Annotated in this window: 11 protein-coding genes; 8 read left to right on the top strand and 3 right to left on the bottom strand. The window is 38.7% G+C overall.

The features are described from left to right. Positions 1-39: 39 nt before the first annotated feature. Entirely contained in the window at positions 40-1,722 is a 1,683-nt protein-coding gene (locus AC0UMU_RS01500; protein ID WP_022599769.1) for a putative transporter, read from the bottom strand. 350 nt (positions 1,723-2,072) lie between these two features. On the opposite strand from AC0UMU_RS01500, the gene AC0UMU_RS01495 reads away from it, so the two are divergent. From AC0UMU_RS01495 to AC0UMU_RS01460, 8 genes are all read left to right on the top strand, one after another. Next, positions 2,073-3,266 (top strand): metallophosphoesterase, encoded by a 1,194-nt coding sequence (locus tag AC0UMU_RS01495; RefSeq protein ID WP_270737249.1) that lies wholly within the window; start codon positions 2,073-2,075, stop codon positions 3,264-3,266. After that, the gene (locus AC0UMU_RS01490; RefSeq protein WP_278714656.1) at positions 3,254-4,192 is read left to right on the top strand and encodes a hypothetical protein; all 939 of its coding nucleotides are present in this window, start codon (positions 3,254-3,256) and stop codon (positions 4,190-4,192) included. Before AC0UMU_RS01495 ends, AC0UMU_RS01490 begins: the two co-directional genes overlap by 13 nt. A 4-nt stretch (positions 4,193-4,196) precedes the next feature. Then, complete coding sequence (locus tag AC0UMU_RS01485; protein WP_288640260.1) at positions 4,197-5,576, top strand: ATP-binding cassette domain-containing protein; 1,380 nt, start codon at positions 4,197-4,199, stop codon at positions 5,574-5,576. A 15-nt stretch (positions 5,577-5,591) separates the two neighbouring features. Next, on the top strand, positions 5,592-7,718 hold the full coding sequence (locus AC0UMU_RS01480; RefSeq protein ID WP_270737246.1) for a Tex family protein: 2,127 nt from the start codon (positions 5,592-5,594) through the stop codon (positions 7,716-7,718). Positions 7,719-7,726: 8 nt separating this feature from the next. Then, positions 7,727-8,122, top strand: a complete 396-nt coding sequence (locus AC0UMU_RS01475; protein WP_009317367.1) for a 2-amino-4-hydroxy-6-hydroxymethyldihydropteridine diphosphokinase — start codon at positions 7,727-7,729, stop codon at positions 8,120-8,122. A 76-nt stretch (positions 8,123-8,198) separates the two neighbouring features. Next, positions 8,199-8,948 (top strand): nitroreductase family protein, encoded by a 750-nt coding sequence (locus AC0UMU_RS01470; RefSeq protein WP_278714657.1) that lies wholly within the window; start codon positions 8,199-8,201, stop codon positions 8,946-8,948. Positions 8,949-9,101: 153 nt separating this feature from the next. Further along, positions 9,102-9,545 carry a PepSY-like domain-containing protein gene (locus AC0UMU_RS01465; protein WP_022391012.1) on the top strand — a complete coding sequence of 148 codons (444 nt, stop codon included), beginning with the start codon at positions 9,102-9,104 and terminating at the stop codon, positions 9,543-9,545. A gap of 111 nt (positions 9,546-9,656) precedes the next feature. Further along, positions 9,657-10,256 (top strand): IMPACT family protein, encoded by a 600-nt coding sequence (locus AC0UMU_RS01460; RefSeq protein WP_270737239.1) that lies wholly within the window; start codon positions 9,657-9,659, stop codon positions 10,254-10,256. On the opposite strand, the gene AC0UMU_RS01455 is transcribed toward AC0UMU_RS01460, so the two are convergent. Next, positions 10,202-12,037 carry a YfhO family protein gene (locus AC0UMU_RS01455; RefSeq protein WP_472300232.1) on the bottom strand — a complete coding sequence of 612 codons (1,836 nt, stop codon included), beginning with the start codon at positions 12,035-12,037 and terminating at the stop codon, positions 10,202-10,204. The genes AC0UMU_RS01460 and AC0UMU_RS01455 overlap by 55 nt on opposite strands. Next, on the bottom strand, positions 11,925-12,407 hold the full coding sequence (locus AC0UMU_RS01450) for a YfhO family protein (protein ID WP_288640246.1): 483 nt from the start codon (positions 12,405-12,407) through the stop codon (positions 11,925-11,927). Before AC0UMU_RS01450 ends, AC0UMU_RS01455 begins: the two co-directional genes overlap by 113 nt. Positions 12,408-12,479 lie beyond the last annotated feature (72 nt).

Raw genomic sequence — 12,479 nt, 5'->3', positions numbered from 1 at the left:
AAAAATGAAGCCCGGAATTTTCCGGGCTTCATTTTTTATTTAGCAAAACAATAAAATCAATAGTTGGGCGGTAAGTACCCGCAAGAACATTGTTAGAGGATATACTGTTGAATAAGCGACTGCGGGAGCATCTGTCGAAGTGGTTTTATTGGCATAAGCCAATGCTGGCGGATCGGTATTGCTCCCTGCGATTAACCCGATAAGTGTAAAATAGTTGATTTTATAATAACCTCGAGCGATAGAACCTATAATCAAAAGCGGTATAATCGTTATCAGGAATCCCCATAATACCCAAAGTAATCCGTCTCCGCTGAATACGGTTTCTGCAAATGTGCCTCCTGCCGTAATTCCGACGCTTGCCAAGAATAAGCAAATCCCTATTTCCCGAAGCATTAAACTGGCACTGGTGGAAGTATAAGTTACCAATTTCATTTTGTATCCGAAACGTCCTATTAATATGGCAACTACTAAAGGTCCTCCTGCCAATCCCAATTTCATGGATGACGACATTCCCGGAATCGCCAATGGAATACTTCCTAAAATAATACCTAAGAATATCCCGACAAAAAGGGTAATCATATTTGGTTCGTTAAGACGTTTCATCGAGTTTCCGAGTCTTTCTGCCAGACGGTTTATATCCTCCAGTTTTCCTACAACAGTCAGACGGTCTCCCATTTGCAAAGTCAGGTTCGGGTTGGCAAGCAGATCGACACCTGCACGATTGACGCGGGTGGCATTTAATCGGTATCCCATCGGTAGCCGAAGAGATCCTATCGTTCTTCCGTTAAACTCCGATTTTGTTACAAGAATGCGGCGCGATACCACAGGAGCATGGATGGCTTCCCAATCCATCTCTACCGTGCTGCCGATAAAAGCTTTTAACGCATCTTCGTCTTGAATCGACAGAACAATCAGCAGTAAGTCGCCTTGCTCTATAATGGTAGAAGACTGGGGAATGATAACTTCATTATTACTCTTTTTTATTCGAGAAATGACAAAGTTGCGGTCGATGAGTTTCATTAGTTCATCCAAAGGTTTCCCGAAAATCAGTTGGTTTTCTACTTTATAGGTAACAAGATGCGGCTTGAGTACACTGGCTGCAGTTTCTTCTTCTATTTGACGGCTTTCTTTATCCAATTTTACTTTAAATATAGCTCGTATAATAAGCATTGAGAGGATAATACCTAAAACTCCTAAAGGATAAGCTGCTGCATAACCGGAAGCAATTTCGGGCACTACGTCGAGTTTCCCGTCGAAATGCAATTGGGCTAAAGTTTGCTGTGCTGCACCTAATCCCGGAGTATTTGTTACAGCTCCGGATAAAATACCGACCATTATAGGCATTTCGACTCTACCGTTGGCTAAAAAATAGATGGTACAAGCTACGGCGACGTTGAGCAATACGATTCCCGTTGCAAGTAAGTTCAGGGTCATTCCGCCTTTTTTAAAGGAAGAAAAGAATCCTGGGCCTACCTGTAACCCGATAGAATAAACAAAAAGGATAAGCCCGAATTCTTGCATAAAGTGCATGATATTGGCTTCTCCTACAAATCCGAAATGTCCGGCCAATAACCCCACAAAAAGCACAAATGTCACTCCTAAGGATATGCCGAAGATTTTCATTTTCCCTAAATATACCCCTGCAGCGATCACAAAGGCATATAATAATACCGTATGTGCAACCGATGAAGGAGTAAATAGCAGATTTTCAATCCAAGTCATGATTAATATAAAGTGTATAAATTAAATATGTAAAAGTTCAAAAATTGTTTTTTAATATTGCTTCGTATCTTAATTGTTTGTCTGTTTTTCATCTTTATGAAACGGAAAAATAGCTTTTTCTCTAAAAATAAAATAATCCGTTACTTAAGAGGCTGCAAAGGTAAGGATATTTAATCAATGCGACAAAAAATAAACGATTTATTATCATTAAATTTGTTTTCGGTTTGGAACAGTGTCAAGAGGATATTCTAAAGAAAATTAATGTATTGTCGGAGTTTCGGAATAACATCTTTTAGATTCGGAATTATTTGTATTTTTGTAAAGCGATATGCTAACGTGTTATTCAAAATATGAGATTACAACTGATAGCTTTCTTTGCATTAGTTTGCATTAATTTTGCAATAGACTTTTATATCTATTTCCGGATTATACGGAAAACCTGCCGGTATGTGTGGCTGCGTATATCTTATTGGGGAATTAATTGTTTGTTGTTGGCTGCGTTTTTGTTTGCTTATGCTCTTATGAAGAACCATCAAGATATCGATAACCGTATGGTATTCATATGGTTTATGTTTATCTACTTTTTGGTTTATGCTCCTAAGATTACTTATTTTTTACTTTCTGTATGGGATTATGTGTCTTGCCTGTTTAGGAAAAAGATGCTCCGTATATTCCATTATGCAGGAATTGTAGGAGCTTTGTTTGTTTTCGGATCTATGGCTTATGGGGCGTTTATCAATCGGGAGCGTTTGGTTATTCGAGAGCTTTCTGTAGAGTCATCCCGATTACCGGAAGGATTTAATGATTATAAAATCGTACAAATTTCCGATATTCATTTAGAAAGTTTTGGATCAGATACAATATTCATATCCGAGATGGTACGGCAGGTTAATAAATTAGAGCCCGATTTGATTGTTTTTACCGGCGATTTGGTCACGTTGCGCAGTGCCGAATTAGAACCGTTTTTGCATGTGCTTTCCGGTTTGAAAGCAAAGAACGGAGTATATTCGATTCTTGGTAACCATGATTACGGGGATTATGTACCATGGAAAAATGTATCGGAAAAATTAGAAAATCGGAAACTCCTCAGAATAAAAGAAAAAGAGATAGGGTGGCGAATGCTGAATAATGAGTCGGTGTATTTGTATAGCGGTAATGATTCTGTAGCCCTGATCGGAGTTGAAAATTGGGGAGAACCTCCTTTCCCGAGATACGGAAATTTGAGGGCTGCTTATCCGGATTTGAATGATGACTGTTTTAAGATTTTATTAACCCATAACCCGATGCATTGGGATGAAGAAGTTATATCGGGTACAAATATAGATTTGTCTCTTTCGGGACATACTCATGCTATGCAAATTAAGTTACAGTTGGGAGATTGGCGTTACTCTCCGGCAGAGATACGTTATCCTCGTTGGAGCGGACTTTATAGGGAGGGGAATCAGTATTTATATGTAAACGAAGGTATAGGTTGTGTGTTTATGCCGATGCGGGTAGGAGCAACGCCTGAGATAACAGTAATTCGACTTAAATGTATATCGTAAAAGTTATAATTTGCGTTTTCTTTTTAATAACAGGTTTTTCTTGTGGAAAAGCACCGTCCGATTCGCCTGTAATTCGTATGGCACTGTTGAAAGGGCCTTCGGCAATAGCATTTTCAAATTTGTTAGACTCTGTTTATTGTATTCAGGGAAAGCGGTTCGAAACTGTTTTGTATGATAATCCGATGAAAGTACAGGCGTTAATGATACAAAAAAAAATAGATGTGGCGGTCTTGCCGCTTTCTTCTGCTGTAAATTTGTATAATAAAAATACAGGTTATTCTCTTTTGGCTTGTCCGGTTTGGGGAAATTTGTTTTGGATCTCGTCCGGAAGTAGAACCGATAAATCGCCGTTTCCCATATTTTTATTTGGACAAGGTACAACTTCTGACGTATTGCTGAAATATTTACAAAGTGTTTCTGCTTTACAGGATGTCTATCCCGATTATACCTATTCTACACCTCAAGATCTGTTTAGAGCCTTGATGAGTCGTCAGATATCGGATGCTATATTGCCGGAACCATTTGTATCTTTGGCATTACAAAAAGATTCATCATTATTTGTCCGCTATGATTTGGCAAAAGAATTCAGTCCGGTTGGTTTTGCTCAAACGGCAGTGGTCGTTAGCTCGGAAATAAAGCAAGACATACATTTATTAAATTCTGTCGATTCTTTATTGTCGGTTTCAGTGAGGAAGAGTACACCTGAAAATCCGGAAACGGAAAGTCGGCTGATACACTACAAAATACTACCCGGTAAAATTGATTTGGCAACAGTATATGACCGTTGTCGCATCGAATACAGGTCACGATCTTCGGTCAGAAATTCAGTAGATAGTTTGTTGCAGGTTATCTTCAAGTATTATCCGAAATCCATAGGAGGCAAGTTCCCGGATGATAGATTCTATATATCTGATAATTCGATATGATTTTATGAAAAAGCGAAAAAAATATATTCTTATTGCCGCTTCATGGTTTACCGTATTGCTATGTTGGCAGTTTTTTTCGCTATATATCGGGAATAAAGATATTTTTCCCTCGGCTTTTCAGCTTATTACAGCAGTATTTTATTTGTTTTCGGAAGCCTCTTTTTTGTCTGCCGTATCATCAACTTTGTTGCGAGGAATATGCGGGATATTGCTTTCCCTTTGTCTGGCTGCGATATTGGCATGGCGCGCTTCCCGATCGGATGCGTTTCGCACCTATATCCATCCTTTTTTGACCTTACTTCGTTCCGTTCCGATTATTTCATTTTTGTTTTTATTTTTGATTTGGTTTTCTCCGGAATATATTCCTCTGGTAATGGCGTTAATAACTATAGTTCCGGTATTGACCGAGAATTTAATAGCCGGTTTTCGGAATATCGATCACTCCTTGCTGGAAATGTCCTATATGTATGCTTTTTCGGTAAAGCAAAAGATAAAACATATTATTTATCCGGCAGTATCGCCTTATCTTTTCAGCGGATTGATCTCTACGGCAGGATTAGGATGGAAAGCTATTATTATGGGAGAAGCTTTGGCCCAACCCGTTACGGGTATCGGTGTTATGATTCGTGAAGCTCACGGCTTTATAGAAGTTCCCCGTTTGCTGGCATGGACGTTGGTTGCCGTAGTCATATCATACGGTTTTGAATTGTTATTGAAAAGGGCTGAAAAATATAGTTTCCCGGTTTCTTTCGCCTCAAAAGATTATGCGGAAAAAATAATGGAGAATTTTCCCGATATTCTTAATATAGAGGGGATTCGAAAGAGATACGGACATAAAATCTTATTATCGGAGTTACGGTTGTCTGTTTCGAGAGGGGAAATTACTTGTTTGATGGCTTCTTCCGGATATGGGAAAACGACTTTGTTACGTCTGTTGTCGGGACTGGATCATGCCGAAGCGGGAGATGTCCCTTTAGAAAAAGATTGCAAAGTGGCTTTCCTTTTTCAAGAATATAGACTTTTGCCCCATCTGACAGTATGTGAAAATATTGCACTTTCCCGTGCCTTTTGTATGCGGAAGGAGACAGCTCGTAAAGAAATAATCGAGATTTTGGAACAACTGGATATGCGAAATTGTATAGATCGTTTTCCTGGAACGTTGAGCGGGGGAGAATGTCAACGTGTTGTATTGGCGCGAATGATGTTTTTCCCTGCATCTTTATATTTGCTTGATGAACCGTTTAAAGGGCTCGATTTTGATCTGAAGCAAAAAGTTATGGACTATTTGCGGAAATGGCAGGTCCGGTACGGAAAGACTATCTTGTATGTTACACATCAAGATGATGAGACGAGAATAGCTGATAAAATTGTAAGAATTCAGTAAATTTATTATTTGAGAATGAATAAAATATTTCCACAGTTGATTTCAAAGGCTTTGAATATCAAGGCCGATCAGATTTCAAATACGATAGCCTTACTTGAGGACGGAGCTACGATTCCGTTTATAAGCCGCTATCGGAAAGAGATGACCGGAGCGTTAGATGAGGTGCAGATTGCCGATATAAAAAACCGATATGATAAATTATGTGAGATAGAAAAACGGAAACAGACAATCCTCTCAACAATCGAGGAACAAGGAAAATTGTCTTCGGAATTGAAAAATCGTATAGAGTCTTCTTGGGATATGATGGAGTTGGAAGACATCTATTTGCCATACAAACCGAGACGTCGCACTCGTGCGGAGATAGCCCGAGAGAAGGGTTTAGAACCTTTGGCTAAATGGCTGATGATTCAGCAACCCGGTGATCCGGGATATAAAGCTTCAGCTTTTATAAAAGGGGAAGTTAAAGATAGCGAAGATGCGTTGAAAGGTGCTTGTGATATTATTGCCGAATGGATTTCTGAAAATGAAAGAGCAAGAAATACCGTACGTGGATTATTTCGGCGGGAAGCTGTAATATCGTCTCGTGTAGTAAAAACGAAAGTTGAAGAAGCTGCGAAATATAGAGATTATTTCGAGTGGTCTGAGCCGTTGTATCGTTGTTCTTCTCATCGTTTGTTAGCAATGCGTAGAGGAGAAGCCGAAGGTTTTTTAAAAGTTTCTATATCACCGGAAGATGAACTTTGTATAGACCGTCTTGAAGGTCAGTTTATAAAGAATGCTACGGCTGCGGCTGCACTCGTATCCGATGCGGTGCGTGACGGATATAAACGTTTATTGAAACCTTCGATAGAGACTGAGTTTGCTGCATCGTCTAAAGAAAAAGCCGATGACGAGGCTATTCGGGTTTTTTCTGAAAACTTGAAACAACTGTTGCTAGCTCCTCCTTTAGGGCAGAAACGAGTGTTGGGAATCGATCCGGGATTTCGTACCGGATGTAAGGTTGTCTGTCTGGATGCTCAGGGAAATCTATTACATAATGAGACGATATTTCCGCATCCTCCTCGTCAGGATGTTTCCGGTTCGGCTCGAAAAATAACGCATTTAGTAGAGGTATATGACATTCAGGCAATAGCGATCGGTAATGGTACGGCAAGTCGGGAAACAGAAAATTTTATTACCAATTTGCGTTATGATAGAAAAGTCCAGGTATTTGTCGTCAGTGAAAATGGTGCATCTGTTTATTCTGCTTCGAAAGTTGCCAGAGAAGAATTTCCGGAGTATGATGTAACTGTAAGAGGTGCTGTATCTATCGGCCGGCGTTTGATGGATCCGCTTGCGGAATTGGTGAAAATAGATCCGAAATCTATCGGAGTAGGACAATATCAGCATGATGTTGATCAGGGTAAGCTTAAGAAATCTTTGGATCAGACTGTCGAGAATTGTGTTAATTCTGTCGGTGTGGATATTAATACGGCAAGTAAGCATCTGTTGGTATATATTTCAGGATTAGGACCTCAGTTGGCGCAAAATATCATAGATTACCGTAAGGAAAACGGACCGTTTCACTCCCGAAAAGAATTGCTGAAAGTTCCTCGTATGGGAGAAAAGGCTTTTGAACAAGCTGCCGGCTTTTTGAGAATTGCTTCGTCGGAAAATCCTTTGGACAATTCGGCAGTGCATCCCGAACGTTATGCTTTGGTAGAAAAAATGGCATTTGATTTAGGCTGTACCGTCAAAGAATTGATAGCTGATAAAGAACTTCGTAAACGGTTGGTGCTGGAGAATTATCTTTCTGAAGAAGTCGGGATGCCGACTTTGAAAGATATTTTAGAAGAACTTGATAAACCGGGTAGAGACCCTCGACAAACTATTAAAGTGTTCGAGTTCGATGCTTCGGTGAAAACGATAGATGATCTCAAGGAAGGAATGCTACTTCCGGGGATTGTGACGAATATTACTAATTTCGGATGTTTTGTAGATATCGGTATTAAAGAAAACGGGTTGGTGCATATTTCGCAATTGGCAGACAGATATGTATCTGATCCAACAGAGATAGTATCTATACATCAGCAGATTATGGTAAAAGTGATGAGTGTGGATAAAGAGCGGAAAAGAGTGCAGTTATCAATGAAAGATATATAATTAGTACGATGAACAGGGCAATTGTTTGTTTGGGATCGAATGTTCCCGGAGGAAAATTATTAGTGAAAAAAAGTTGTGTGGAGATTCGGGGATTAGTCTCGTCTGCGAAATTCTCTTCTTGTTATGAAACCGTTCCGGTGAGCAGTATTCCTCAGCCGAATTACCACAATTGTGTAGGCGTTTTGGAAACGGAATTGGAATTTGAAGATTTATTTCGTATTTTTAAGGAAATGGAAAAGGCTGCCGGACGTACTCCGGGCGGTAAAAAGGTAGGAATTGTTCCTTTAGATATAGATATAGCTATGTGGAACGATGAAATTAAAAAACCGAGAGATATGATGCAGGATTATATGCAGATCGGTCTGATGGAATTGAATGACCCGTCTTGCCGTCTTGTAAAGTAAGGGCCTGTTTATAAACAATATCTTTCGTCAATGTGTTTGATGTTCAGATTTTAATTTGTTAATGTGAGGAGGTAGAATGAAAGTTATAGAAGATGTCTTGTTGAAACGGACTTCGGTTCGACGTTATGAACGGGAAAAAATAGAACCGGAAAAGCTTGATTTGATTTATCGGGCGATAGCGAGTACACCGACCAGTTACAACGGTCAGCAATATTCGGTTATTGCGGTAGAAGATCAGGAAAAAAAAGAACTGCTATATGAAATTATCGGTCAAAAGCAAATAAAGACGTCTGCCGTATTTCTGGTTTTTTGTGTCGATTTTAATAAAGTGTCTCTATTGGCAAAAGCCAAGGAGCTCGATTTTCCCCGTATTCAGGATAAAATGGACGGAGTAATGATCGGATTGATCGATGCGGCTCTGGCAATGCAGAATGCCGTGGTTGCAGCACAATCTTTGGGTCTGGGAAGCTGCTGTATCGGGTATGCCCGAACAGCCGATCCGGCTCGTGTCGCAGAAGTTTTGCAGCTTCCGAAGGGGGTATTTGTTGCTTGCGGACTCTCTATCGGTTATCCTCGGGAGATTCCCGATCTGAAACCGAAACAGCCTTTATCGGTCTTGATACATAAAAACCATTATCGAACCGATGATATGACGGAGGAATTATTAACCTACGATCGTTTAATTTGTGAATATAACGGTTGCAGAGCGGGAGTGAAGACTGATAATGATTGGTGCGCTCACATGCTTGACTACTATCGGGAAGCATTGAAATATGATATGGAAGGTTATTTAAAAGCGCAAGGTTTTAACTTAGAATATAAATAGTTTTTTGAATCTGTATAATAAGTCGAGTTGCATAAAAATTATTTTTATTTTTTTTCGAGACAGGATGAAAATTCCAGAATCTTTTCAGAATTGTGTCTAATCTTTGTATCAAGAAATAAAAATAATCAGTAGTAACCTTTAAAATTTCAGATTATGAAAAAGTTGATCTTTTTATTCGTATGTGTATTTTCTATTCAAGTAGCATTGGCAGATAATGATAAGCCGATTAATTTTACTCAGTTGCCTCAAGCGGCACAAAAATTTGTAAAACAACATTTCCCGAAAGCTAAAATCGCTTTTGTGAAAATGGAGACCGAGTTGTTCGATAAATCTTATGATGTGGTTTTTAATAATGGAGACAAACTTGAATTCGATAAGAAGGGCGAATGGACGGAAGTGAACTGTAAGTCAACTGTTGTACCGGCTAAGGTTATTCCAGCCCCTATAAAAAAATATGTAGAAACGAACTATCCCGAAGCGAAGGTACTTAGTATCGAGAGAGACCGTTACGATTATGAAGTAAAGTTGTCCAATTTCTGGGAAATCAAATTCGATATGAATTTCAATGTGATCGATATGGATAATGACCGGGATTAAGAGCCTGTCTGAGTTTTACTCGATACGAATTTGTTAATTATTTATAGAATAATGCAGCTATCCATGAGGGTAGCTGTTTTTTATTGATGTTGAAAATCGTATCTTTGTGATATGGAAGATACGTATAAAACGATAGCCCGAACTTCTGAGGGGTTGTATAAAGAAAAAATGAGTAAGTTCATCTCTTTTGCAGTTCCGGTTTCTACGTTAGATGAAGTTAAGGAAAACCTTGAAATATATCAGAAGAAGTATTATGATGCCCGACACGTTTGTTGGGCGTATATGCTGGGACATCAACGTGTGGATTTTCGTTCGAATGATAACGGAGAACCTTCGGGAACAGCTGGAAAACCTATACTCGGACAAATCAATTCGTTCGGACTGACGAATATATTGATTGTCGTAATTCGTTATTTCGGAGGAATAAAATTGGGAACGAGCGGGCTGATCGTCGCTTATCGTGAAGCTGCTGCCGAAGCGATCCGGGCGAATGAAATAATCGAATGCCTTGTTGAGGATGAGATACGTGTGGCGTTTGAATATCCTTTTCTGAATGATGTGATGCGTATTGTAAAAGAGGATAATGTTACTATAATTTCTCAATATTTTAATTTAGATTGTGATATGACCCTTCGTGTGCGTCGATCGGCTGTCGATTATCTCCGTTCACGGCTTGCTAAAGTGGAGAGTCTTCGTTTTTTAGAAGAATAGAGAATCTGTTTTCCTATATAAATAATGAAAAAAATCAAGGCGAGAGTAGAAATTAGAATACCATCTTTTATTCCGGGAGGAACGTATGTGAAATTTATGGTATTTTTACCTTTATCTCCTTTTACTGCCATGAACGAAATATTTGTTTTTATAATTTCTCTTTTTTCTCCGTTAACGGTTGCCGAAAATCCCGAATCGTACGGAACACTGAAAAAAATAAGATTTTCTTTAGGTAAATTAATTTCGGCAGTGAATCCGGTTGAGTTTCCGTGAAATGAAGAACATACGATTTCATTTCTTTTTCGGGAAAGCTGCGCAACATCCATACTGGTGTCTATTTTTGTATATTGAAATAATGAGCGGTATTTTTCCCAATCCTGTTTTTCGAGAACGATAGAGGACAAGAGAATGTTACATCGATTTTTTTGAGGATCGGTCTGATGTATCGAGTCGAATTCTGTCCGGTTTATAGCTCTGTCGTAAGTAAATCCGAAAGGAATAAAATTTTGATTTTCGTATATTTCAGATTTGTTGTTTTTCTTTTTTAATCGGAATCCTTCGGGAATATATTTTGTGTTAAAAGGTACATATCTGTAAAAGTAACGTACCGATAATAATGCATCAGTATATTCCCGGTTTTCTAATGACGGTTCGTTGGTGGGGCTTTTTATATTTTCTATATATCCCGAAATGCTTATGAAATCTGCATGAGAACGACTTTGCAAACTGTGGAATACCGATATTGCAGGTTCATTTTGATATAACCCCATATTCATGTGGTTTGCCGGATCGAAGTCTATCCGATATTCATATTGGGGAGATATATTATGAATAGAGTCAGTCAGAAAAACGGTTAAACTCTGATCGCTGTTGTTGACTCCGTCTATCCGGTTATTTATTTCGACAAAGCTTCCCATATTTATTGCAGAAGCAAGACATGTGATAAACAGCAGATTTTTGGAGGATATACGATAATTGATTATGACGAACAGTAAAAGATAATTTATTATGGTCAAAATGGTTGAATATCCTGATATCAGTTTATTCGTGTCGGTATATCTTCCGAACCAATTTGTCCATCGTGATGAGAACATCTCTCCGAACCACCCTTTTTCGCAGATAAATTGTCCTGAAATAAAAGGAACGGTAATCAGAATGAGGAATGTGAGAATATATAAGAAATATTTATGAGAAATGGGATTATACAGTTTATCGGGGTGCGACAATATGTTTATTGTAGAAAGTGCTAAAATAAGAGACAAAGCGTACCACCAACGGGTATATGAATAGTTGCTCCACAGGTTGAAAGAGGCATTTAACGGTGCGATCAGAGAAATAATGACCAGACATATCAGAGGTTGAGACAACCAGTTACGGGGATGCTGCCGAATGAATGAAACTGCCAGTATTGCGCCTGTGATCGGTAGAAAAGCACCTATTGAACTCCAGTTGAGAATTTGGGGATAAAAGGCAGGGATTTCAAGACTTCCTGCCGGCATGAATAAGGCCCTGAGACGTTCTAATATGTTGAATATGCCTGTTTTGAATTTCCAAATCCTATCGACTCTCGGAGCTTCTGAGATTTTATACCATGCCGGAAGTATCAGAAATGCAGTTAATAATATTCCTAAAATTCCTTCGATGAGTATTGCCGAATAATCGTTTCGTTTATTGCCAGCCCAATCTCCCGATTTGAATCTGAAGAGAGCATAAATTACGATAAATATTCCTGAAGATACGAAAAAATAAATAATTGGTGAGCAGGTTGATGAAAACGGCAAAGGTCAGTAATCCCGGAATCCGTTTCTTTTTGTAGAGTCGTAATTCCAAAGCTGTCGGAATTAAGGGAAAAAGTGCTATAACATCGGTAAAATGATTAAATTGCGTATTTAAAATCGTAAACGAGGAGAATGTATATAGCAGCGATCCTATAATTGCATATATGGGCTTCTTTATAAAAATTCTGAAATAGAGAAAAGAGGTAATTCCGCAGACGAAAAATTTTAATAAGATTGAAGCAGTAATTCCTTGTAGGATATGGTTTTCAGGAAATAAAGTAGCTATCCAGACAAATGGACTTCCCACAGTATAAAAGGCATATCCTCCTAAAAAGTTGTCTCCTAAAAATGAATTCCAACTCCAGTAGGGCATCCCCGTTGAGAAATTCGTTTAGTCTCAAGTATAAACGGTATTTGCTGAGTAATATAATCTGCTTTTGAGACA

It is taken from the genome of Coprobacter fastidiosus, from assembly GCF_982245605.1.
The sequence above is the reverse complement of the archived record's forward strand: the minus strand, read 5'-3'. Positions and strand labels throughout refer to the sequence as shown.

Coding starts and splice junctions, on each gene's coding strand:
- AC0UMU_RS01500 (WP_022599769.1), bottom strand. CDS start 1,722: ATGACTTGGATTGAAAATCTGCTATTTACTCCTTCATCGGTTGCACAT.
- AC0UMU_RS01495 (WP_270737249.1), top strand. CDS start 2,073: ATGAGATTACAACTGATAGCTTTCTTTGCATTAGTTTGCATTAATTTT.
- AC0UMU_RS01490 (WP_278714656.1), top strand. CDS start 3,254: ATGTATATCGTAAAAGTTATAATTTGCGTTTTCTTTTTAATAACAGGT.
- AC0UMU_RS01485 (WP_288640260.1), top strand. CDS start 4,197: ATGAAAAAGCGAAAAAAATATATTCTTATTGCCGCTTCATGGTTTACC.
- AC0UMU_RS01480 (WP_270737246.1), top strand. CDS start 5,592: ATGAATAAAATATTTCCACAGTTGATTTCAAAGGCTTTGAATATCAAG.
- AC0UMU_RS01475 (WP_009317367.1), top strand. CDS start 7,727: ATGAACAGGGCAATTGTTTGTTTGGGATCGAATGTTCCCGGAGGAAAA.
- AC0UMU_RS01470 (WP_278714657.1), top strand. CDS start 8,199: ATGAAAGTTATAGAAGATGTCTTGTTGAAACGGACTTCGGTTCGACGT.
- AC0UMU_RS01465 (WP_022391012.1), top strand. CDS start 9,102: ATGAAAAAGTTGATCTTTTTATTCGTATGTGTATTTTCTATTCAAGTA.
- AC0UMU_RS01460 (WP_270737239.1), top strand. CDS start 9,657: ATGGAAGATACGTATAAAACGATAGCCCGAACTTCTGAGGGGTTGTAT.
- AC0UMU_RS01450 (WP_288640246.1), bottom strand. CDS start 12,407: ATGCCCTACTGGAGTTGGAATTCATTTTTAGGAGACAACTTTTTAGGA.